Genomic DNA, 21,032 nt, shown 5'->3' on the forward strand with positions numbered 1-21,032 from the left:
ATGAACTCTTCCGGCTCCGCTTTCAGATGGCTACCGGACAGCTTGATAACCCGATGCGGCTGAAGGACGTGCGGCGTCGGATCGCCCGGCTGCGGACCATCATCCGGGAAAGAGAGCTTAACATCAAGCGCGCGTAAGGAGGGAAGAGACGGTGGAACGTGCCAACCGCAAGACGCGTACCGGCGTCGTGGTCAGCAATAAGATGGATAAATCGGTCGTCGTGGCCGTCGAGACCCTGGTGCGCCATCCCCTGTACGGACGGATCATGCGCCGCACCCGGAAGTTCATGGCCCACGATGAGGAGAACCAGTGCCGCGTGGGCGACAAGGTCAGAATCATGGAGACCCGGCCCCTTTCCAGCCGGAAGAGGTGGCGGGTTACCGAAGTCCTGGAGCGGGCGAAGGCTTAGCAAAGGAGGTGTAGGCCGTGATCCAGGTACAAACGATGCTCAACGCCGCTGACAACACCGGTGCCAAGAAATTGATGTGCATCCGTATCCTCGGCTCCAGCTTCCGGCGCTACGCCTCCATCGGGGACATTATCGTGGCCTCGGTTAAGGAAGCCGCTCCCGGCGGCGTGGTCAAGAAGGGGGACGTCGTCAAGTGCGTGGTCGTCCGGACCAAGAAAGAGGTCCGGCGCCCGGACGGCTCTTACATAAAGTTTGACGAGAACGCGGCCGTGGTCATCAAGGACGACAAGAGCCCGCGCGGAACGCGCATCTTTGGCCCGGTCGCCCGGGAACTAAGGGACAGGGACTTCATGAAAATCATCTCCCTGGCCCCGGAGGTGCTTTAGCATGCCGAAGCTGAACGTCCGTAAGGGGGATACCGTACTCGTCATCGCCGGCAAGGACGCGGGCAAGAGGGGCAAGGTGGTCTCCACCTCACCGAAGGACCAGCGGGTGATCGTCGAAGGGGTCAACGTCGTCAAGCGCCACACCCGCCCCACCCGGCGCATCCCGCAGGGAGGCATCGTGGAGAAGGAGGCCCCGATCCACGCCTCGAACGTGATGCTCCTGTGCGCCAAGTGCCACCAGCCCACCAGGACCGGCAGGCGCGTACTGGCCGACGGGAGTAAGGTCCGCGTCTGCAAGAAGTGCGGTGAGGTGCTGACGTGAGAAGTGAGATATGAGATGTGAGATGTCGGATGTGGCGGTAAGTGCCATGACACATCACACATCACACATCTCCGTTTGAAGGGAGGCCAGGTGAAGAAAGTGTCGAGGCTCAAGGAAAAGTACGAGCAGGAAGTCGTTCCGGCCTTAATGGATAAATTCGGGTACAAGAACCGCCTGCAGGTCCCCCGGCTGGAGAAGGTGGTCATCAACATGGGCCTCGGGGAGGCCATCGCCAACCCGAAGGCCATTGACGCCGCCGTAAAGGACCTGGAAACGATCACGGGCCAGCGTCCTGTCGTGACCCGCGCCAAGAAGTCGGTGGCGGCCTTCAAGGTACGCGAGGGAATGAAGATCGGGGCCAAGGTGACCCTGCGCGGCACCCGGATGTACGACTTCGCCGACAAGTTTATGAACATCGCGTTGCCCAGGGTGCGGGACTTCCGCGGGGTTTCCCCGAAGTCCTTCGACGGGCGGGGCAACTATACGATCGGTGTCAAGGAACAGTTAATGTTCCCGGAGATCGAGTACGACAAGATCGACCGGGTTCGCGGCATGGACATCACCTTCGTCACCACCGCCGGGACCGACGAAGAGGCGCGGGAATTGCTGCGCCTGATGGGCATGCCGTTTCAACCCCATTAAAGGAGGGCCGTCAAGAAAGTATGGCCAAGAAGTCGCTTATCGCCAAGGCGCAAAGACCGCCCAAGTTCAAGGTCCGGGCCTACCACCGCTGCAAGCTTTGCGGGAGGCCGCGGGCCTATATGCGCAAGTTCGGGATCTGCCGCATCTGTTTCCGTGAGCTTTCTTACAAGGGGCAGATCCCCGGCATCCGCAAAGCCAGCTGGTAAAGGAGGTAGCGGCATGTTGACGGATCCGATTGCGGATTTCCTGACGCGCATCCGGAATGCCAACACTGTGTATCACGAAACTACTGAAATCCCTGCCTCCAACATGAAGAAGGCCATCGCTGGCATCTTGAAGGAAGAGGGTTTCATCAAGGACTACGAAGTGATCGATAACGGGAAGCAGGGCATCATCCGGATCTACCTGAAGTACGGCGGCAACCGGGAGCGGGTGATCAGCGGCCTGAAGCGGATCTCCAAGCCCGGCCTGCGTGTCTACGCCGGGAAGGACGAGGTGCCCAGGGTGCTGGGCGGCCTCGGGATCGCGATTCTCTCGACCTCGAAGGGCATTGTGACCGACAAGAAGGCGCGAAGCCTGGGTGTCGGCGGCGAGGTCCTGTGTTACGTATGGTAGGACCTGGAGCGAGCGGGGAGGTGAGCTGGTAGATGTCACGTATTGGGAAACTGCCCATTAAGATTCCCCAGGGCGTCTCGGTGGCCATCGACGGTAACACCGTCCGGGTCAAGGGACCGAAGGGGGAGTTGGTCAGGGAACTCCCGCGGGCGATGACGGTCGTGGAAGAGGACGGGGCCTTGATCGTCAAGCGCCCGAGCGACGAGATAAAGGACCGCGCCCTGCACGGCCTGACACGGTCGCTGTTGAACAACATGGTCGTGGGCGTGACCACGGGGTACGCCAAGGCCCTTGAGCTGGTCGGCGTGGGTTACCGCGCCCAGAAGCAGGGCCGCAAGGTGCAGATTACCATCGGCTACTCTCATCCCGTGGAATACGAACCCCCGGCCGACATCGAACTCGAGGTGCTGGCCCCCACCAGGATCGTGGTCAGGGGCGCCGACAAGGAGAAAGTCGGCGCGGTGGCCGCCGAGATCCGGAAGATCCGCGGCCCCGAGCCGTACAAGGGCAAGGGCATCAGGCATGAAAACGAGCACATTCACCGCAAGGCCGGCAAGGCCGGGGCGAAACGGTAGCGCGTAAGAGAGGGGGGCAGATCTTGCTTAAGAAAGTCAGCCGCCAGGAGGTGCGGGACAAAAAACGCATCCGGGTGCGGAAAAAGGTATTCGGCACACCCGAACGCCCCCGGCTCAATGTCTTTCGCAGCTTGAACCATATCTATGCGCAGCTCATAGACGACGAGTCGGGGCGTACGCTCTGCACCGCCTCCACCCTTTCCCCGCAGCTCAAGGGGAAGCTGAAGACGGGCGGGGACGTCGAGGCGGCGCGTGCCGTCGGGGAACTGATCGCCCGGATCGCCGGCGAGAAGGGCATTAAGGACGTAGTTTTCGATCGGGCCGGTTACCTGTACCATGGCCGCGTAAAGGCCCTGGCCGAGGGCGCCCGGGCCGGCGGACTGCAGTTCTAACCGAAGGGGGGAATGACGTGGCTAGGATCGATGCTTCGAAGCTGGGAGAACTCACCGAGAAGGTGGTCTTTATCAACCGCTGCGCCAAGGTGGTCAAGGGCGGCCGGCGCTTCAGCTTTTCGGCCCTGATGGTGGTCGGCGACGGCCAGGGACACGTGGGCGCGGGCCTGGGCAAGGCCACCGAGGTTCCGGAGGCGATCCGGAAAGGAATTGAGGACGCGAAGAAGAACCTCATTAAGGTACCAATGGTAGGTACGACCATCCCTCACGAGGTGGTCGGCACCTTCGGCGCCGGGAAGGTCCTGCTCCGGCCCGCTGCCCCCGGTACCGGCGTGATCGCCGGCGGTCCGGTGCGGGCGATCCTTGAGGCGGCCGGGATCGCGGACATCCTCACCAAGTCCCTGGGGTCGAACAACGCGAATAACATGGTCCGGGCGACCCTGGAGGCGATCAAGAACCTCAAAACCACCGAAGAAGTGGCCCGCCTGCGGGGGAAGGAAATCAAGGAACGGAGGCTGGAGGGCTAGGCGATGGCGAAGGTCAAGATTACGCTGGTCAGAAGCATTATCGGCCGGCCTCCGGGACAGCGGGCGACAGTGCGCGCCCTGGGGCTCAAAAAGCTCCACCAGACGGTGGTCAAGGAGAACACGCCCCAGATCCAGGGGATGATCAGGCAGGTCGGTCACCTGCTCAAGGTTGAGCAGGAAGCGTAAGGGGGTTGGCCAGAGAAGATGAACCTATCCGAATTAAGACCGGCGCCGGGTGCCCGCCGCGCCCCCAAGCGCAAGGGCCAGGGGATCGGTACCGGCAACGGAAAGACGGCCGGACGGGGGCAGAAGGGGCAAAAGGCGCGCTCGGGCGGCGGTGTCCGCCGGGGCTTTGAGGGCGGCCAGATGCCGATTTCCCGCCGCCTGCCGAAGCGCGGGTTCTACAACCCGTTTAAGAAAGAATTCCTGGTTGTCAAGCTCGAGGACCTGAACCGGTTCGAGGACGGCACCGTGGTGACCCCGGAACTCCTCGCCGAGGCCCGGCTGATCAAGGGCCGGGGCGACGGGGTCAAGATCCTGGGCAACGGGGAGCTTACGAGGTCTCTTACCGTGCGCGCCCACGCCTTCTCCAAGGCGGCTATGGAAAAGATCGCCGCTGCCGGCGGGAAGGCCGAGGTGATTTAAAATGGCCGCCGGGGCGCAGTTTCTCTCATCCCTGCAGCAGGCCCTGAAGGTCAGCGAACTCCGGTCGAAGCTCCTTTTCACCGTGGCCATGCTGCTGGTTTTCCGGATCGGGGCGCACATCCCGGTACCGGGAGTCAATCCGGACGCTATCGCCCGGCTGATCGAGAGCGGAGCGCTCTTCGGTTTCTTTGACGTCATCTCGGGCGGCGCCTTTAAGAACTTCTCCGTGTTTGCGATGGGGATCATCCCCTACATCAACGCCTCCATTATCATGCAGCTCTTGACGGTGGTCATCCCCGCCCTTGAGAGACTCTCCAAGGAAGGCGAAGAGGGGCGCAAGAAGATCGTCCAGTACACGCGGTACGGCACGGCGATCCTGGCCTTCCTCCAGGCCATCGGGATGTCGGTGGCGCTGCGCGGTTCGCTGGTGAACCCGGGTATCTGGACCTACCTGTTCGTGGCCATCGTCCTGACGGCGGGGACGGTCTTCCTGATGTGGCTCGGCGAGCAGATCACCGAGCGGGGGATCGGCAACGGCATCTCGCTCTTGATTTTCGCCGGCATCGTCTCCCGGGTACCGGCCGGGTTCGTACGCACCGTCGATTACCTGCAGGCGGGGACGATCAACATCCTGAGCGTCGTCGGCCTGATCATCATCGGCGGCCTGGTCATCGCCGCCGTGGTCGCGGTCCAGGAGGGGCAGCGGCGCATCCCGGTGCAGTACGCAAAGAGGGTGGTCGGCCGGCGGGTCTACGGCGGCCAGACGACCCACCTGCCGCTGCGCGTCAACCAGGCCGGCGTGATCCCGGTCATCTTCGCGTCGTCGCTCCTGATGTTCCCCGAGCAGATCGCGCGTTACTTCCCGGGCAACGTCGTCGCCGACACGTTCCTGCGGTTCTTCCAGTGGGGCACCTTCTTGCACACCCTGTTCTACGCCCTGCTGATCATCGGGTTCACCTACTTCTACACGGCGGTAATTATGAACCCGAACGACGTCGCCGACAATATTAAGAAATACGGCGGGTTTATCCCCGGCCTGCGCCCGGGACGGCCGACGGCCGAGTACATCAGCCGGGTGATGGCGCGCATCACCCTGGCGGGCGCCATCTTCCTGGCCCTGATCGCCATCCTGCCGAACTTCGTGCTGCTGGCGACCAGGATCCCGAACATCTACTTCGGCGGCACGGCGCTCCTGATCGTTGTCGGCGTGGCGTTGGAGACCATGAAACAGGTGGAGGCGCACCTCCTGATGCGCAGCTACCAGGGCTTCATCAAGTAGCGGAGGACGAGATGATCACCCGCAAGTCGACCCGCGAACTGGATTATATGCGCGAGGCCGGCCGCATCGTGGCCGGTACCCTGCGCGAACTGGAAAAGGCCGTCCGTCCCGGGATCACGACCCGGGAACTGGACGTGATCGCCGAAGACTTCATCCGGAAGCAGGGGGCGAAGCCGGCCTTCAAGGGCCTGTACGGGTTTCCGGCCAGCATCTGTGCCTCGGTCAACGAGGAAGTCGTCCACGGAATCCCGGGGTTAAGGGAACTGCAAAACGGGGATATTATTAGTATTGACATCGGGGCGGAAATAAATGGTTATTTTGGCGACGGCGCGGCAACTTTCCCAATTGGAACCGTCAACGGGGAAGTATTAGAATTATTGCGTGTCACCCGGGAGGCCCTCCACGCCGGTATCGAGAAGGCCCGGCCCGGCAATCGCCTGACGGACATCTCCCACGCCGTGCAGAGCGTGGCGGAGGCGTATCGTTTCGGCGTGGTCCGGGATTACGTCGGCCACGGGATCGGGCGGAAGATGCACGAGGAGCCCCAGGTGCCGAACTACGGCCCTCCGGGGCGGGGACCGCGCCTGGAGCCGGGAATGACCCTGGCCATCGAGCCGATGATCAACCTGGGCACGCATGAAGTCGAGACGCTATCCGACCGGTGGACAGTCGTTACCAGGGATCGCAAACCTTCGGCGCATTTTGAACATACCATTGCCATCACGGACGGGCCGGCGGAGATCCTCACCCGCTGCTAGGGAGGTCGATGCCGATTGGAAGGGCGTAAACTCCGCATGGGCCAGGTTGTAAGGTCGTGCGCCGGCCGTGACAACAACTGCTTCTACGTGGTGGTGGGTATCGTGAGCGAGGATCGCGTGGCTTTGGCCGACGGTATCAGGCGGAAAATCGATAACCCGAAAATGAAGAACATAAAGCACGTTAAAATTATCTCGCACGCCGATGAATCCCTGAAACGCAGGCTGGCCGGCGGTGAGAAGATTTCCGACGCCGATGTACGTAAAGTTCTCCGGGGTTTTGTGGAGGAGGAGGGATGCTGATGAAGCAGGACGTGATAGAGGTCGAGGGGAAGGTCATCGAGCCCCTGCCGAACGCCATGTTCCGCGTGGAATTACCCAACGGCCACAAGGTGCTGGCCCACGTCTCGGGAAAAATCCGGATGCACTTTATCCGCATTCTCCCCGGGGACCGGGTGATGGTGGAGCTGTCTCCCTATGACCTGTCCCGGGGTCGAATCGTGTATCGGTATAAGTAGTCACTGGAGGAGGGCGCAGGAAGTGAAGGTTAAGCCTTCGGTAAAGGCGATCTGCGAGAAGTGCAAGATCATCCGTCGCAAGGGACGGGTTATGGTCATCTGTGAAAACCCGAAACACAAGCAAAGGCAAGGATAGGGGGGTAATGAGGCTTGGCACGAATTGCCGGGGTTGACCTGCCCAGAGACAAACGGGTCGAGGTCGCGCTGACGTACATTTATGGCATCGGCCGTTCCACTTCGCAGAGGATTTTGGCGCGGACGGGGATCAACCCGGACACCCGGGTGCGCAACCTCACGGAGGACGAGGTAACGAAGCTCCGCGAGGTCATCGACAAGAACCACCGGGTCGAAGGCGATCTGCGGCGCGAAGTGGCCCTGAATATCAAGCGTCTCATTGAAATCGGGTCCTACCGCGGACTGCGGCACCGCCGGGGATTGCCGGTTCACGGGCAGCGGACGCGCACCAATGCCCGGACGCGGAAGGGTCCGAAGAAGACCGTCGGCGTGCGCCGGAAGAAGTAGGGGAAAGAGAGGGGGTTAGAGCGTGGCGCGCAGAACAAGGGTCAAGAGGAAGGAACGCAAGAACGTTGAACAGGGCGTAGCCCACATCAAGTCTACGTTTAACAATACGGTAGTCACCATTTCGGATACGCACGGCAATGCGATCTCCTGGGCCAGCGCCGGGACGGTAGGGTTCAAGGGCTCCCGGAAGAGCACGCCGTTCGCCGCTCAACTGGCGGCCGAAAAGGCGGCCCGCGAGGCGATGGAGCACGGCATGAAGGAAGTCGCCGTAATGGTCAAAGGTCCGGGCGCCGGGCGGGAGGCGGCCATCCGCTCCTTACAGGCGGCCGGTTTGGAAGTCAACCTGATCAAGGACGTTACACCCATTCCACACAATGGCTGCCGGCCGCCCAAGCGCCGGCGCGTTTAGGAGGTACACAGTTCGATGGCGAGATACACCGAAGCGCGATGCCGTCTGTGTCGCCGCGAAGGTACCAAGCTCTACCTCAAGGGGGACCGCTGTTTCGGCCCTCGTTGCACCATCGACCGCCGCCCCAATCCCCCCGGCGCCCAGGCTCACGGCCGCCGGCGGGCGAAGGTGACCGAGTACGGGTTGCAGCTTCGTGAAAAGCAGAAGGTGCGCCGGATCTACGGCATACTGGAGACGCAGTTCCGGAACTACTTCGCCAAGGCCGAGCGGCAGCCGGGCGTCACGGGCGAGAACCTGCTGCGGCTGCTGGAGCGGCGCCTGGACAACGTGATCTACCGCCTGAACATGGCCGGATCCCGCGTGGAGGCCCGGCAACTGGTCAGGCACGGTCACTTCATGGTCAACGGGCGGAAGGTGGACATCCCGTCCTACCTGGTCCGGGTGGGGGACGTCATCACCGTACGGGAAAGGTCAAAGTCGTCGCCGAGAATACAGGAGCTTCTGGAACGGGCGGCGGAGAACGCGCCGGCGCCCTGGTTGGAGTACGACGCCGAGCGGGCCGAGGCCCGTGTGGCGGCTCTTCCGACCCGGGAGCAGATCGACATCCCGGTTAAGGAATCGCTGGTTGTCGAGCTGTATTCCAGGTAGACGGCGGCCTTCGTATTGAGGGGGTTCGCAATGCTTGAAATTGAAAAGCCGAAAATAGAGTGTGCCGAAATGGACCTGGATGCCGGCTACGGCAAGTTTATCGTGGAGCCCCTGGAGAGGGGTTACGGCACGACCCTGGGCAACTCCCTGCGCAGGGTGCTGTTGGCCTCGCTGCCCGGCGCGGCGGTGGTGGCCGTCAAGATCGACGGCGTGCTCCACGAGTTCTCCACCATCCCCGGGGTACGTGAGGACGTCACCGAGGTCATCCTCAACCTGAAGAACCTCCGGGTGAAGCTGCACTCCGAAGAGGAGCGCATGGTTCGCATCGAGGTCGATAAAGAGGGTGACATCAAGGCCGGGGACATCGTGACCGACCCTGACGTGGAGATCCTGAACCCCGATCTGCACATCGCCACCCTTGGGCCCGACGGGCGGCTGTACATGGAAATGACCGTCGCCCGGGGCCGGGGCTACGTGCCGGGAGACAAGAACCGCCGGGGGCCGCATGTCATCGGGACCATCCCCGTCGACGCCATCTTCACCCCGGTCACCAAGGTGAACTTCGACGTCGAGAAGACCCGCGTTGGGCAGGACACCAGCTTCGACAAGCTGGTCCTGGAGGTCTGGACCGACAAGAGCATCCGCCCCGACGAGGCCGTCAGCCTGGCCGCCCGCATCCTGTGCGAGCACCTGCGCCTGTTCGTCGGCCTGACCGAGTCGGTCGGCGATGTCGAGATCATGGTCGAAAAGGAAGAGGAGAAAAAGAATAAGCTCCTGGAGATGCCGATCGAGGAACTGGACCTTTCGGTCCGCTCGTACAACTGCCTCAAGCGGGCGGGCATCAACACCGTGGAGGAACTCATCCAGCGCAACGAGGAAGAAATGATGAAGGTCCGCAACCTGGGCAAGAAGTCGCTGGAGGAAGTGGTTCGCAAGCTGAACGATCTGGGTCTTGCCTTGCGCAAGGACGAGGACTGAGGAGGGAACTCACGTGGGCTACCGTAAGTTGGGCCGCCCGACCGACCACCGCCGGGCCATGCTGCGCAACCTGGTGACGTCGCTCTTCCAGAACGAGCGCATCACCACCACCGAGCAGCGGGCCAAGGAAGTGCGGGGCTTGGCCGAGAAAATGGTGACCCTGGCCAAACGGGGTGACCTGGCCGCGCGCCGGCAGGTCCTGGAATACGTATTCGACGAGGGTGTGGTGCGCAAACTCTTCAGCACCATCGCCCCGAAGTACGAGGACCGCAGCGGGGGCTACACCCGCATCGTCAAGACCGGCTACCGGCGCGGCGACGCGGCGCAGATGGTGATACTTGAACTGGTCTGAAAGACGGGAATTCGAAATTGGAAATTAGAAATTGGGAGTGGGAGGCGCTGGACGGGTCGCCCACACCCAATTACCAATTCGTTACCGCCAATCACGCTCACGCGCCCCGTTGGGGCGCTTTTCGTCTCCGGGGGTGCACACGTGCGTAACATAAAACTGATCCTGGCCTACGACGGGACAAACTACAGCGGCTTTCAGAAGCAGAGCGGGAGCGGTCTGCCCACGGTCCAGGAGCGGCTGGAGGAAGCCCTGGCGACCCTGGCGCATGCGGCTATCCCCGTCATCGGCGCCGGGCGGACGGACGCCGGGGTGCACGCCCGGGGGCAGGTCGTCAGTTTCCGGACCGGGACCTGGACCATCCCCACCGGCCGCATCGTGCCGGCCCTCAACAGCGTCCTGCCCTTGGACATCGCCGCCCTCGCGGCCCATGAGGTGCCGCCGGAGTTCCACGCGCGCTACAGCGCCCGGGCCAAGACCTACACCTACACGGTCCACAACGGCCCGGTGCGCTCGCCTTTCCACCGTCTCTATACCTACCATCTTCCGCATCCCCTGGATGTGCGCAAAATGGCCGAGGCGGCGCGCCTCCTGGTCGGAGAGCACGACTTCTCCTCCTTCCGGGCCGCGGGCCGGCCCGTACACTCCGCCGTACGCACGGTCTTCGCCTGCGACGTGGCGCGGGACGGCGACCTGGTCCGGCTGACGGTCCGCGGCAGCGGCTTCCTTTACAAGATGGTGCGCGCCATTGCCGGGACCCTGATCGAGGTCGGCTGCGGCCGGCGCCGGCCGGAGGAGGTCGCCGAAATCCTGGCCGCCCGCGACCGCTCCCTCGCCGGGCCCACCGCCCCGCCGCACGGCCTCTGCCTGGAGTCGGTGGAGTACTGAAACCAGATGTCATTTAATGGTAATAATTTCTCTGCCCACGTTGACATTAACCCCGATGTACCGTAACATGAGAGATGTAGATCTGTCGGCGCGGGAGGCGAGGCGAAGCGAGAAGAGGTGTGTGAGCGATGGGCATCAAGGTCATCTGTGAAAACCGCAAGGCCCGGCATGACTACCAGATCCTCGAGACTTACGAGGCCGGGATCGCGCTCGCGGGGACCGAGGTCAAGTCGCTCCGCGCCGGGAAGGGCAACCTGAAAGACAGCTTCGCCCGGGTCGAGAACGCCGAACTGTGGCTCTACAATATGCACATCAGCCCCTACGAGCAGGGCAACCGCTTCAACCGCGACCCGAAGCGCGTGCGCAAGCTCCTGATGCACCGCAGCGAGGTCATGCGGCTCTGGGGCAAGGCCCGGGAGAAAGGGCTGGCCCTCGTCCCCCTGAAGGCCTACTTCAAGGACGGGAAGGTTAAGATCGAACTGGCCCTGGCCCGGGGCAAAAAGCTCTACGACAAGCGCGAGGACATCGCGGCCCGCGAAACGCGCCGGGAACTGGAGCGCGTGGCCCGCGGAAAGGTGTAGGTCTAACCTGGGGTTAACCCCCACAAATTCCGTGCGCGGAGCGCGCTATCACGCGCCCGCAGGGCGCAATCCCGACCGAATTTCAGCCGCGTAAGCGGCGTAATTACACACTACATTGGGGGCGACGTGGTTTCGACGGGGGAACTGGTGGTAAGAGGAGCGAGCCGGGGTTGCCGCCCGCCCGTAAAAACGGTGGCAAAGGCATAACTGCCAAGAACGAAGCTTACGCTCTAGCCGCTTAGTTGTGGCTAGCATCCTGCCGGCCTTCGCCTGCGTGGCCGGGCCAGGGTGTCACACCAGCGGGCTTGCTCAGGGACCAATTCTCGGAGGTCTCCGGGGACACTCATCGAGATAGCTCCAAGGGAGCCTGGCTGCGGGCGCCCGCCGGAGCGAAACCTTAAAACACAGCCTGCGCTCGGAGAGCCTCTTGCGGTCATTCTTCCGGACGGTGGGTTCGACTCCCCCCGCCTCCACCAAATGAAAGGTAGAACCGTGGTCCGGCCGCCACGGTTTTTTGGTTCGCAATATCCAGCTACAGCTTCATATGGCAGAGGTAATTCCAATTAAGGTTGGAACCTTGTTGTCAGGGATTCGTCCCAATCGGCTTCAGCTTATAGACGCATAGCCGGATGGCAATTATACTATTAGGAAAGAGATACTATAGACGACAACAAAACCATTGTTTTTGCCTTCACCGGAGGGATAGCTATGGATTCTTCCTCTGTTGTTCTCGAAAAGCTAAGAGCAAAAATGCCAGAAATGAAGAAGTATGGTGTAAAACGTATTGGCTTGTTCGGGTCTTTTGTTAGGGGAGAGGAAACTGAAAAAAGTGATCTAGATATCATTGTTGAGTTTGAGAAAAAGAAGAAAACCTTTCGTAACTATATGGAGTTAAGATTCCTATTGGAGGATCTCTTCGACCGCCGAGTTGACTTGGTTACTCGTGAAGCACTGAAGCCTGACCTTAGGGCGAGGATTTTACGGAGCGCCAAGTATGCCTAGGGATCATAGGACATACTTACTTGATATAAGCTTACGCATCAACAGAATTGAAGAGTATACAGAAGGCCTATCCTTTAGGGATTTTAGGAAGAATCACCAGGTTCAAGATGCCGTAATTAGAAACCTCGAGGTCATCGGCGAAGCTGCCAAGGGTATTCCGGAGAGTGTTAGAATTCTAGCACCTGCCGTAGCATGGAGGAAGATAGCCGGATTGCGTGATATCCTGATCCACGAGTACTTCGGAGTAGACCTTGACATAGTATGGGATATAGTCCAAAACGAAATTCCTCACCTAAAAACAGAGATAGAGAAACTGTTAGACCGTTGGATTTAGCCCCAAGGTTATAGTTTGGGCCTAGTGAATGCATATTCGATAAGACAGCCTCCGACCATCTCTTTCAGTTGGTCAGGGGCCTATGAAAACGGGGCCACCTCTAAAACCGCCTCCTCCACGTCAGGGGGCGTTTGGTTGGGCCTGATACGCGGGCCTGGCTGGCGATCATAAAGACCTTCATCGCCTTCGTCCTGGTAGCGGTGCAGGTACTTGTAAAACGTCGTATGGGAGATCATGCACCGCCTTGCTATCTCCCGTCGGCTTATGGTCTTACGAGTATCGAGTTGCATGGCTTGCCTGCGGCAGCGCAATGCTGTAGGATGAGTGTGCACAGCTCGCTCCTCCTCAAAATTGGTTTGTTGGTAACTACCATTTTAAGGGGAGCGCTGTGTACACTCAACCATCCGGCTAACCCCGGGTGGTTGATCCTTTATTCCACATCATTACAACTTAATGCACTTTTAATCATTAAGGCGCCTGCCCTTTTAAAAAAGTAGGGCTCTGACTACAGATGACAACAACTATTTGTCTTGCGTAAGGCCTTGTCGTAGGTAGTCTAGGAAGGCTACTCCCCAGGCAAGCACAACTGTTACGAGAGCTATCCAGAGCAGCCACGTTAATGAGTCTCTGTCTCCTATCACGAACAACACTACGGCAGCAAATAGACCTGCAGCCACAACGCATTTACGTCTAAAGGAAGAAAGATACAAGTTACACATCACCAATCTGCAGGTAATTCCAGGCGAACTATCAAGGTAACGGCGCTCGGTCGACCACTCCTCGTGGTACTCCATCATCAGCGCTCCCAGCAGGAGCTCGGCCCCTTCCTGGTTGGGGAAGATCCGGATTACCCGTTCCCGCCATCGCCGGCTCCGGGGGATGCGAGGTGACAAGAATTAACAGGACGAGCTGCATACGGTGCGGCACCTGCTGCCGGAAGGGCGGCCCGGTCCTGCACCACGAGGACAAGGGGATCCTCCTGGAAGGCCACGCGGGGCACCCGGACCTGATAACCATCAGGAAGGGCGAACTTGTGTTCGACCCCGCCGCCGGGGGCATAAGGCCGGCGGAGCGGGAACTGGTGAAGGTGCGCGGGAGAGGGGCGGAGTGGACCTGTCGCTTCTTTGACGATAGAGCCCGGGCGTGCACGATCTACGAACACCGCTTCCTGGAATGCCGCCTCCTGAAGTGCTGGGACCCCTCCGCGCTGTTGTCCGTCATCGGCAGGAACACCATCGCGCGGGCCGACATCATTAATCCCGGTGACCCGATCCTGAAGGTGATCGAGATGCACGAGCGGGAGTGTCCCGGCCAGGAGGTGCAGGAGTTGATTGCCGGACTGTCGCGTGGGGAGGATAGGGTTCAAACACTGAAGAAGCTGGCCGGGTTGGCCCGGAAAGACCGGGCCATACGTTCTTACGCCATATCGGAGCTGGGACTGCGCGGGGAGTTTGAGCTGTTCATTTTCGGACGGCCCCTGGCCAGTATCCTGAGGGCCCACGGCATCCCGGTTCACCGTACCCCCTCCGGAACGGGCCTGGAACCGGCCGGGTGCTAGGCCCCCGATTCAATAACCTCTAATCTTTGTGCCGGATTTGGGCAAGTTATGGACAACCACAAAACTTCCCAAGGGGGCTGAGGCTATAATGAACTTCGAGCGGGCGCGCCGGATCGTAAACGCCGAAGAGACGATTGATGTCCTGCTGAACGGTGCCCCGGTCTGGATCGAGGACCTGGACCCCGAGACCAACATGGCCAGGGTGAGGCTGGTGGACGGGACGAAGAAGAGTGTAGAGGTCCCGGTCGCCGAACTGGTGGAAGGCCGCTTTATGTAGGGGGAAGGCCTTGCGATTAAAGGATCCTGAGGTTTAGGGATTCCCGCGGCGAACCGGCCGCGGATTTCTTTTGGGCAGGAGTGGAACGAGAGCGAACCGGCGGTGCCTTCCTGAGCGGTCGAACATATGATGTTCAATAAGGCTCACAAGGGAGGTGCCAAAGGTGCATTACACCGTCAGGGATGGCGATACGCTTGATATCATATGCCGTCGCTTCAAAGTCAGGGAGGATGACGTCCTGCGGTTTAACCCGCACCTTAGAAAGATCCGCCGGCTGAGGCCCGGCCAGGTGATCGTAATCCCCATACACGAATTCATCGAGGAGTGCCCTGTTCCGCCGCCGCCCATCGAACGCTTCGTGCCGCCCGGGGCCACGGTGGTGGTCAGGACCGTGCGGCTCAGCGGCCGGCGCGTCCCCGAGCGCGTCATCATCTTCACGGTCGAAACGCCTACCGGTCCGGAAACCGGGATCGTGGTCATCCGCTTCACCTGCGAACGCGGCTGGTTTGTCGTGTTCCGGCGCCTGAACATCAGGCTCCGCCTGCGCTTCATTACGACCGTGAGGATACTGGACGACGACCGGGAACAGGTGGTTATCGGGACCACGACGGGGCCCGACCAGGCCCTTTCCTTCATCCTCCTTGGATGGGCCGGCGGCCGGGTTGTGGTCCTTGACCGGCTGAATGTCCGGTTCCCCCAGGGCGCCGTCTTCGTCCGGGACCGCCGGCTGATCGTCAGGTCGGGCCCAAGGGTCGTAACGTTCACCTGGAGCGGCACGGAGTTCGTGGAAGGGTAGGCGAGGACGAGGAGCTTCTTGTTACCGTCCTCGGAAAGTAGCGGCAACGGCGGCTGTGTACTTTTGCGGCGTATGCCTGTCGTGTCGTGCACCGTTATTGGGTGCCGGGCGTGCTACGGGTGGCGGCTACTCCCGGGGCGCCAGCCCGAGGCGGACGAAAAGCCACGGGGTGGCGAAGGTGACCCACAGGCCCAGGATCGCGTAGCGCACAAAGCGAAAGGCGTCCGTCGCCGGGAACAGGGCGTACATCCCCAGGTACAGGGCGAACATGGTTCCCAGCCCTACGCCCAGCTTGGCCGCCTGCGTGCCGGGGCCTCCCCCCGCCGCAAAGCGGACCAGCCGCCGTTCCAATACGGCGCCGGTCCCCAGGCCCAGGATCAGCCCCGCCACGCGCACCGCGCCGCTGCCCTGGGAAAGCGAGAGGATGATCAGAGGGACCAGCACGGCAAAGAGCAGGGTGATGCCGGGACCGATGTTGATCTGCCTTACGATCGCCGTTCCCAGCAGGAACAGGACCAGGATGACGGCCCCGATCAGCCAGCCGCCGATCACGTCGTGCGGGTAATGGACGCCGAGGTAGATGCGCGACAGGCCTATGGCCAGGGGCAGGACGACTGCCAAGGCCCAGGTCAGCGGACGGCGGAACTGGGTGGCCAGGTAGCCCCACAGGACGGTCGCGTTCTGGGCGTGCCCGCTCGGGAATCCCGGCGAGGTTTCCTCCCGGAGCACGGTGATCCGGGGATCGTCGGGGCGGGGGGCGTTGAAGGTCTCCTTCAGCAGACCGTTGGTACAGTCGTTGAGGAACAGCAGGACGCCGAGACGAAGCCCGGCGTCGCGACTGACGCACCAGAGAACGGCGGGCAGGAAAAGGAGGAAAAAGAACTCTTCGCCCATAAGTGTCAGCAGGGTGAACAACCCGTCCAGGAACGGGTTCCGCAAGGACTGGACCCGGATAATGAGATCGGTTCCCCATTGAAACAGGCTGTCCGGCACGCCCTTCTCCCTTCCTTTCGTAGCGCACGACGGCTAAAGGTCACACTCTCCTGATGCACTACTGTCCGCTGACCGTCAAGGGGCAGCCCATATTTATGGTGCGATCACTTTGACATGGACACGGAAATGTCCTTTCCGGCCGGGTAGAATGGCTGTAGAAGGGGGCTTGACACTAATGTGGCTTGTCAAGGTAAAGAACTTCCCCAGCAGGATGTTCGCCGAGCAGGCCGAGCAGATCCTGAAGGGCGAAGGCATCCCGGCGGTCATCGTCTCGCCGGACACGGGCATCACGGGCACCACCGGTTCACGGGTCGTCCAGGGTGCCGATCTCTACGTCCCCGAACAATTCGCGGAAAGGGCCAAAGAACTGGTAACGGCCCTGTTTAACGGGATATGAGGGCCTACTCCAGCGGGACGAACCGGGGCCGGCCGCCGCGGAAGGCGGCGACGTACCTGAAGCCGGCCGCCAGCAGCAGTTCCCGCCCCAAGTCAAACCGCAGGCCGACGTGTTCCGGGCGATGGGCGTCCGAACCCAGGGTCACGACCTCGCCTCCCAGCCGCCGGTAGAGCTTGAGCAGTTCGAGACCCGGGTAGGTACAGCGCAGGGCGTTGCGGTAGCCCGAGGTGTTGACCTCGATGCCTCTGCCCGAGGCGATCAGCACCTTAAAGGTATCCTCGACGATATCCCAATACAGTGACCAGTCGATATCCTCCGGCCTGCAGGACAGGAAATGGAGATAACGCTTGAAAAGGTCGGCGTGCCCCAGGACGTTGAAATGGGGAAAGGCGCGCACGTTTCTGTTGACGGCTTCAAGGTAGAGGCGGCCGGCCTCTCCCAGGCTCCGGCCGACAAAGAACTGCCCGTTATCCAGGTCCTTGTCCCCCACGATGTGGACCGAACCGATGACAAAGTCAAAGGCATGGGTCTTGATAAACGCTGCGTTCCTCTCGTTGGCCGCGGGGTGCAGGCCCAGTTCCACGGCCTTGAGCACCCTCAGGCCGCCACCGGCGCTTTCCGCGCAGCGCTCAATTTCCCGGGCATAGTCCCGGTACTCGAACTCCCATTTCAAGGGACTCCCGGGGTAGTAATAGTCCAGGTGGTCCGTGAAGGATATCTCCGTAAGCCCGATTTCCAGGGCCCTGCGGCAGGCGGCGAGCATGCTCATCCTGGCGTCCGGGGAGAACCGGGTGTGGACGTGGTAATCGAACATCGGCCGGTGATCTCCATTACTTGTCAATTGTGTAGCGCGAACGGTCGGCCTCGGCCACGTAAATCACCGCCGTATGCGGCTCGGCCTGCTGCAGGGCGATGGGGTAGCGCTGCACAACGCGGTTATCAATATATTTCACTTCGTAAGTGGTGATGACATAGCCGTCCCGGCCGGGATCGGCCACGCGCATCTCCCCCTGCGGAAGGGAAGGATCGACCCGGAAGATGGTCTTCGGCTTCAGGACCCTTCTCTCGGTCTCCGTCCGGTAAACGATGTTCTCGCCCTGCTCCTCGTGGCCGAAGATCCCGACGTGAAGCTTGTTGTCGCGTATTTCGGCGGTGATCAGGATGGGGTGAGACCGGTCGTTGCGGAAGCGGAGGTCCAGCACGTCCTGGTAGATGGTCGCGTCCCGTCCCTGGGGGACGTAGGGCACCGGGCGGGAGTGGCCGGTACGTTTGGTGACCGGCAGTCCCGCCCCCAGGACGGCGTTGTAGAGGGTGGACGCCACCTGGCAGACGCCCCCGCCGTAGTCCCGGAGAAGCCCGTTGGAGGTGAAGAGCAGCGCCTTTTCATATCCGCGCTCGGGGGTGCGCGGGCCCAGGTGTTTGTTCAGGGAAAACTCCGCCCCCGGGGGCACATAGGCGTTGTTCAACAGCCGGGCGGCCAGGGTTAAGTTCTTCGTCCGGGGGACGTCTTGCGGGTTGAAGGATGTGATGAAGTACCCCAGGCGGGCGTTGATGTCCCGCAGCTTGTCCGCCGTTAATTCAGGGGTGACGGGTGTCAGGGCGAGAGGCACCCGGTACCGGCGGGGGTCCAGCGCTTTTACCTCTTTGATGGTGCCCCTGGTGTCCAGCCGGCGCCCCACGGATTCCGGCAGGATGGTGATCCTGGCCTCGTCAAAGGCCAGCTGGGCGCTCTTCGGCTCGATCCGGCACTCACCGGCGATGCCCTCGAGGAAAGCCCGCAGCCGGCCTTCGTTAAAGCTGTGTTCAAGGGGCAGGTCGATGCCCACAAGGAGCAGGCGGAAAAAGGATGCGAGATGCTCCGGCTTCCGCAACTCCTTGCCGGCCCGCAGGGCCTCGTCGACCGCTCCCTCGTAATCCAGGCGCCAGTCCAGTTCACCGTATGACAGGGACCAGCTGTGCCCCTCGGGAGTGGACAAAAGGAGGCGGCTGTCGCGGCTGGGCTGGGGAATGTTGTTGCGCAGCGCCGCCAGAGCCTCCTCGCGGCCCAGTCCCCCGACGTTGACCCCGGCGACCCGGACGCCGTCAAGGATGACGTCCCCGTAGCGCCAGCGCAAAAAGGCCGTCGCCGCGGCGACGCTTACCAGGCACTGGACGAGGACAAGAAGGGAGACAAGGGCGACCAGGCGCCCCCCGGACAGTTGTAATGGGAATCTTCCACTAGACACCGGTGTACAGGGCCAGGTCTACGTACTTGTCGTACTTGACGGCCTGATCGATGATCTCCTGGGTCACGGTGTCGCCCGCCTCGGCGATGACCGTTCCGTCATCCGCGGTGATGCGCTGCGCGACCTTCCGCCCCAGGAGGAGCTGTTTCTGCTGCTGTTCGAAGTACTGCAGGGGGTCGGACACCTTCGGTGCTTCGGACGGGGAGGGCTGAGGCCCGGCCTCCAGGTTATCGAAACCGGAGACCAGGATGCTGTCCAGGTCCTGGTCGACGACGACGAGGTCCCGGCCGTAGGTTACGACGTTGGCGGCGGGGACGACGCCGGCCGGGTTGCCCTGCCCGGAAAGGACGACCTCCAGGCCCATAAGGCGGCCGCTTTCTTCGTCGACGGCGTACTCGCTGATCACGCCCGTGATCTGTCCTTTACGGGTCATGACGCGGGTATCGATCAGGCGCACCTGCCGGTCAAGCAGGTTTAAGGCCTCCGGTACCGACGAAAGGGTCCTGGCCGCTTCCCCGCCGGCGACGGTAAGGGCGTCGGGGCCGATGCCTTCCAGGCTCGTAAAGGGCACCACGAGGCACTCCCGGAAGCCTCCGTCGCGGTCGACCGCCACGAAGTCCACCGTTCCGGTCGCCGGGTTGACCAGCAGCCCCTTGGCGCTCCCCAGGGTCGCTACCTCGCTGATGCTCAATACCGGCAGGCCGATGATCTCTCTGCTCTTACGCATTGGGGTATTCTCCTTTCGAGTTCTTATTTTCCAGGTCTAGGCCGCGGGAACGGCCATTGCTTCCCGGAAGGCCAGGCCCTTAAGGTCCTCCGGCACGGAGGCGTAGGCCAGGTTCGGGGTGCCGCGGCGGGTCAGGAGCCGGTCAAGGCTCCGGCAGAAGGCCTCCTTCTGCCAGAGGATGGGGACCAGGGGGTGATCCGCGGCCTTCCGCATGGACAGGAAAGCGCTGATAAGCTCGGCGGCCAGGCGGTACTGTCCCAGGTGCTGGTAGATGTCGCTCATCTGCGCCACGATGACCCACTCGAGAGCGGGCTCGGGGTGCAGGCGCAGCGCCTCGGTCAGGATGGTCACGGCCCGGACGAAATCCCTTCTCCGGGCCGCCGCCAGGGCCCGGTTCACCAGGTCGCGCGGTGAGTCATCATCCCTCTCCTCGACGGCGGCCGCGGGTGCCGTATCAGCGGGTTCCTCCGCCACGGTATCCGCCGGGGTCTCCTCGGCCCCGGCCGGCATCTCTGCCGCTTCGCAGACGGCTTCCGCCGGGGGTTCTTGGGTTCCGGCGGGCTCGTCCGCCCCGGCCGGCATGTCCGCCTCGGCTTCATCAGCGGCTTCCGCCACCGCCTCTGTTGCAGCCGTCAAGGCGTCTCCGGCGGGGGACGGCAGCTCCTCCCGCGGAGTCCCCGCCGCCTCCCGGGCGGATTCCGGTACGGCCTCGGCCGTGGCCGTCAGCGGGCCGTCCACCCGGATTTCCGGGGCGGTCCGGGGTAGGACCTCCGCGGCACTGACGGCGAAGATCCCGGCCGGGCCTTCAACGGGTGCCGGCTGCGCTTCAACTCGTCCGTCAACTGCTTGAACTTTTGCCGGGGGCAGGGCGGCGACGGCGGGCGCGGGGGGGAGAGCGAGGGGTGGGGACTGGATGCCGTCCGGCCTGGCGGTCCGGAGCCGCGTGAGGTAGCAGCAGGCGCCCAAGGCGATGAGAGGCGCGGTCCCCAGGTACAGGAGAACGGTCTTTACCGGGCCGAAGGAAAAAGCGGAGAAGGGGAAGAGCCCGGCGAGCACCAGGGCCGCCAGTCCGCTGACACCGGCCGTCCGCTGGTCGAAAAGACGACCGTTGATTTTAATAAACAGGATAGACAGCAGCCCCAGGACAACGAAATAGGCGAACAAGAAACTGCAGCACCCCCAACCCTACGATTACCGGACACAGGGCGCCATTATCAGACAATATTTTACACGCGAACGCCCGGTAGAACAAGACAAATATTGCCTTTAAAGGCAAGAGCTTT

General features: G+C 62.0%; 35 protein-coding genes, 1 other RNA gene and 1 pseudogene. 31 read left to right on the forward strand and 6 right to left on the reverse strand.

All coding sequences use genetic code 11. The features are described 5' to 3' along the window. The 27 genes from rpmC to QMC81_05545 form a co-directional block, all read left to right on the forward strand. Positions 1–137: 50S ribosomal protein L29 (gene rpmC, locus QMC81_05415; GenBank protein MDI6906912.1), on the forward strand; the 137-nt coding region annotated here is incomplete at its 5' end. 14 nt (positions 138–151) lie between these two features. Beyond that, positions 152–409: a 30S ribosomal protein S17 gene (gene rpsQ, locus QMC81_05420; protein MDI6906913.1), complete on the forward strand. Its 258-nt coding sequence runs from the start codon at positions 152–154 to the stop codon at positions 407–409. Between the two features lie 17 nt (positions 410–426). After that, positions 427–795: a 50S ribosomal protein L14 gene (gene rplN / locus QMC81_05425; protein ID MDI6906914.1), complete on the forward strand. Its 369-nt coding sequence runs from the start codon at positions 427–429 to the stop codon at positions 793–795. A 10-nt stretch (positions 796–805) separates the two neighbouring features. Further along, the gene (rplX, locus tag QMC81_05430) at positions 806–1,117 is read left to right on the forward strand and encodes a 50S ribosomal protein L24 (protein MDI6906915.1); all 312 of its coding nucleotides are present in this window, start codon (positions 806–808) and stop codon (positions 1,115–1,117) included. Positions 1,118–1,216: 99 nt separating this feature from the next. Further along, entirely contained in the window at positions 1,217–1,759 is a 543-nt protein-coding gene (gene rplE / locus QMC81_05435) for a 50S ribosomal protein L5 (GenBank protein MDI6906916.1), read from the forward strand. A 20-nt stretch (positions 1,760–1,779) separates the two neighbouring features. Further along, positions 1,780–1,965, forward strand: a complete 186-nt coding sequence (locus QMC81_05440; GenBank protein MDI6906917.1) for a type Z 30S ribosomal protein S14 — start codon at positions 1,780–1,782, stop codon at positions 1,963–1,965. Between the two features lie 13 nt (positions 1,966–1,978). Then, positions 1,979–2,374, forward strand: coding sequence for a 30S ribosomal protein S8 (gene rpsH / locus QMC81_05445; GenBank protein MDI6906918.1), 396 nt, complete (start codon positions 1,979–1,981; stop codon positions 2,372–2,374). Between the two features lie 32 nt (positions 2,375–2,406). Then, positions 2,407–2,949: a 50S ribosomal protein L6 gene (gene rplF, locus QMC81_05450; GenBank protein ID MDI6906919.1), complete on the forward strand. Its 543-nt coding sequence runs from the start codon at positions 2,407–2,409 to the stop codon at positions 2,947–2,949. A 23-nt stretch (positions 2,950–2,972) separates the two neighbouring features. Next, complete coding sequence (rplR, locus tag QMC81_05455) at positions 2,973–3,341, forward strand: 50S ribosomal protein L18 (GenBank protein MDI6906920.1); 369 nt, start codon at positions 2,973–2,975, stop codon at positions 3,339–3,341. Positions 3,342–3,358: 17 nt separating this feature from the next. Continuing rightward, positions 3,359–3,868, forward strand: coding sequence for a 30S ribosomal protein S5 (gene rpsE / locus QMC81_05460; GenBank protein ID MDI6906921.1), 510 nt, complete (start codon positions 3,359–3,361; stop codon positions 3,866–3,868). Positions 3,869–3,871: 3 nt separating this feature from the next. Beyond that, positions 3,872–4,054, forward strand: a complete 183-nt coding sequence (rpmD, locus tag QMC81_05465; protein ID MDI6906922.1) for a 50S ribosomal protein L30 — start codon at positions 3,872–3,874, stop codon at positions 4,052–4,054. Positions 4,055–4,072: 18 nt separating this feature from the next. After that, positions 4,073–4,513 (forward strand): 50S ribosomal protein L15, encoded by a 441-nt coding sequence (rplO, locus tag QMC81_05470; protein ID MDI6906923.1) that lies wholly within the window; start codon positions 4,073–4,075, stop codon positions 4,511–4,513. 1 nt (position 4,514) lies between these two features. Beyond that, complete coding sequence (gene secY / locus QMC81_05475) at positions 4,515–5,792, forward strand: preprotein translocase subunit SecY (protein ID MDI6906924.1); 1,278 nt, start codon at positions 4,515–4,517, stop codon at positions 5,790–5,792. 11 nt (positions 5,793–5,803) lie between these two features. Further along, positions 5,804–6,550 (forward strand): type I methionyl aminopeptidase, encoded by a 747-nt coding sequence (gene map, locus QMC81_05480; protein ID MDI6906925.1) that lies wholly within the window; start codon positions 5,804–5,806, stop codon positions 6,548–6,550. Positions 6,551–6,565: 15 nt separating this feature from the next. Next, positions 6,566–6,850: a KOW domain-containing RNA-binding protein gene (locus tag QMC81_05485; protein ID MDI6906926.1), complete on the forward strand. Its 285-nt coding sequence runs from the start codon at positions 6,566–6,568 to the stop codon at positions 6,848–6,850. After that, positions 6,844–7,065, forward strand: a complete 222-nt coding sequence (infA, locus tag QMC81_05490) for a translation initiation factor IF-1 (GenBank protein ID MDI6906927.1) — start codon at positions 6,844–6,846, stop codon at positions 7,063–7,065. Before QMC81_05485 ends, infA begins: the two co-directional genes overlap by 7 nt. Positions 7,066–7,087: 22 nt before the next feature. Beyond that, the gene (gene rpmJ, locus QMC81_05495; GenBank protein MDI6906928.1) at positions 7,088–7,201 is read left to right on the forward strand and encodes a 50S ribosomal protein L36; all 114 of its coding nucleotides are present in this window, start codon (positions 7,088–7,090) and stop codon (positions 7,199–7,201) included. Between the two features lie 14 nt (positions 7,202–7,215). Continuing rightward, a complete protein-coding gene (rpsM, locus tag QMC81_05500; GenBank protein MDI6906929.1) occupies positions 7,216–7,587 on the forward strand; it encodes a 30S ribosomal protein S13 in 372 nt (123 codons plus the stop codon). 22 nt (positions 7,588–7,609) lie between these two features. Further along, a complete protein-coding gene (rpsK, locus tag QMC81_05505; GenBank protein ID MDI6906930.1) occupies positions 7,610–7,996 on the forward strand; it encodes a 30S ribosomal protein S11 in 387 nt (128 codons plus the stop codon). 15 nt (positions 7,997–8,011) lie between these two features. After that, positions 8,012–8,644, forward strand: coding sequence for a 30S ribosomal protein S4 (rpsD, locus tag QMC81_05510; GenBank protein MDI6906931.1), 633 nt, complete (start codon positions 8,012–8,014; stop codon positions 8,642–8,644). 30 nt (positions 8,645–8,674) lie between these two features. Next, complete coding sequence (locus QMC81_05515) at positions 8,675–9,622, forward strand: DNA-directed RNA polymerase subunit alpha (protein ID MDI6906932.1); 948 nt, start codon at positions 8,675–8,677, stop codon at positions 9,620–9,622. Between the two features lie 13 nt (positions 9,623–9,635). Continuing rightward, on the forward strand, positions 9,636–9,974 hold the full coding sequence (gene rplQ / locus QMC81_05520) for a 50S ribosomal protein L17 (protein ID MDI6906933.1): 339 nt from the start codon (positions 9,636–9,638) through the stop codon (positions 9,972–9,974). A gap of 141 nt (positions 9,975–10,115) precedes the next feature. After that, positions 10,116–10,859, forward strand: a complete 744-nt coding sequence (gene truA / locus QMC81_05525; GenBank protein ID MDI6906934.1) for a tRNA pseudouridine(38-40) synthase TruA — start codon at positions 10,116–10,118, stop codon at positions 10,857–10,859. Between the two features lie 128 nt (positions 10,860–10,987). Beyond that, positions 10,988–11,440, forward strand: a complete 453-nt coding sequence (smpB, locus tag QMC81_05530; protein ID MDI6906935.1) for an SsrA-binding protein SmpB — start codon at positions 10,988–10,990, stop codon at positions 11,438–11,440. 117 nt (positions 11,441–11,557) lie between these two features. Next, positions 11,558–11,916: a transfer-messenger RNA gene (ssrA, locus tag QMC81_05535) on the forward strand. A gap of 232 nt (positions 11,917–12,148) precedes the next feature. Next, the gene (locus QMC81_05540; GenBank protein ID MDI6906936.1) at positions 12,149–12,442 is read left to right on the forward strand and encodes a nucleotidyltransferase family protein; all 294 of its coding nucleotides are present in this window, start codon (positions 12,149–12,151) and stop codon (positions 12,440–12,442) included. Then, entirely contained in the window at positions 12,435–12,776 is a 342-nt protein-coding gene (locus tag QMC81_05545) for a DUF86 domain-containing protein (protein ID MDI6906937.1), read from the forward strand. Before QMC81_05540 ends, QMC81_05545 begins: the two co-directional genes overlap by 8 nt. A gap of 749 nt (positions 12,777–13,525) precedes the next feature. Here the strand turns inward: QMC81_05545 and QMC81_05550 are convergent. Continuing rightward, positions 13,526–13,642: pseudogene (locus QMC81_05550) on the reverse strand (transposase). A gap of 20 nt (positions 13,643–13,662) precedes the next feature. On the opposite strand from QMC81_05550, the gene QMC81_05555 reads away from it, so the two are divergent. The 3 genes from QMC81_05555 (at position 13,663) to QMC81_05565 (ending at position 15,407) form a co-directional block, all read left to right on the forward strand. Then, positions 13,663–14,334: a YkgJ family cysteine cluster protein gene (locus QMC81_05555; protein MDI6906938.1), complete on the forward strand. Its 672-nt coding sequence runs from the start codon at positions 13,663–13,665 to the stop codon at positions 14,332–14,334. 88 nt (positions 14,335–14,422) lie between these two features. Further along, positions 14,423–14,611 carry an H-type small acid-soluble spore protein gene (locus tag QMC81_05560; protein ID MDI6906939.1) on the forward strand — a complete coding sequence of 63 codons (189 nt, stop codon included), beginning with the start codon at positions 14,423–14,425 and terminating at the stop codon, positions 14,609–14,611. Between the two features lie 163 nt (positions 14,612–14,774). Continuing rightward, positions 14,775–15,407, forward strand: coding sequence for a LysM domain-containing protein (locus tag QMC81_05565; protein MDI6906940.1), 633 nt, complete (start codon positions 14,775–14,777; stop codon positions 15,405–15,407). 126 nt (positions 15,408–15,533) lie between these two features. Here QMC81_05565 and QMC81_05570 read toward each other — a convergent pair whose 3' ends face one another. After that, on the reverse strand, positions 15,534–16,400 hold the full coding sequence (locus QMC81_05570; GenBank protein MDI6906941.1) for a phosphatase PAP2 family protein: 867 nt from the start codon (positions 16,398–16,400) through the stop codon (positions 15,534–15,536). Positions 16,401–16,575: 175 nt separating this feature from the next. Between QMC81_05570 and QMC81_05575 the strand changes: the two genes are divergently transcribed. Then, positions 16,576–16,797: a DUF2007 domain-containing protein gene (locus QMC81_05575; protein MDI6906942.1), complete on the forward strand. Its 222-nt coding sequence runs from the start codon at positions 16,576–16,578 to the stop codon at positions 16,795–16,797. A gap of 4 nt (positions 16,798–16,801) precedes the next feature. Here the strand turns inward: QMC81_05575 and QMC81_05580 are convergent, their stop codons facing one another. The 4 genes from QMC81_05580 to QMC81_05595 are packed head-to-tail and all read right to left on the reverse strand — an operon-like array spanning position 16,802 to position 20,913. Beyond that, on the reverse strand, positions 16,802–17,611 hold the full coding sequence (locus tag QMC81_05580; GenBank protein ID MDI6906943.1) for a histidinol-phosphatase HisJ family protein: 810 nt from the start codon (positions 17,609–17,611) through the stop codon (positions 16,802–16,804). Positions 17,612–17,627: 16 nt separating this feature from the next. After that, the gene (locus QMC81_05585) at positions 17,628–19,022 is read right to left on the reverse strand and encodes a VanW family protein (protein ID MDI6906944.1); all 1,395 of its coding nucleotides are present in this window, start codon (positions 19,020–19,022) and stop codon (positions 17,628–17,630) included. Continuing rightward, entirely contained in the window at positions 19,015–19,749 is a 735-nt protein-coding gene (locus tag QMC81_05590; GenBank protein MDI6906945.1) for a PRC-barrel domain-containing protein, read from the reverse strand. Before QMC81_05590 ends, QMC81_05585 begins: the two co-directional genes overlap by 8 nt. Positions 19,750–19,785: 36 nt before the next feature. Then, a complete protein-coding gene (locus QMC81_05595) occupies positions 19,786–20,913 on the reverse strand; it encodes a hypothetical protein (GenBank protein ID MDI6906946.1) in 1,128 nt (375 codons plus the stop codon). Positions 20,914–21,032 lie beyond the last annotated feature (119 nt).

It is taken from the genome of Thermoanaerobacterales bacterium, assembly GCA_030019475.1.
Taxonomy (GTDB): domain Bacteria; phylum Bacillota; class Desulfotomaculia; order Desulfotomaculales; family JASEER01; genus JASEER01.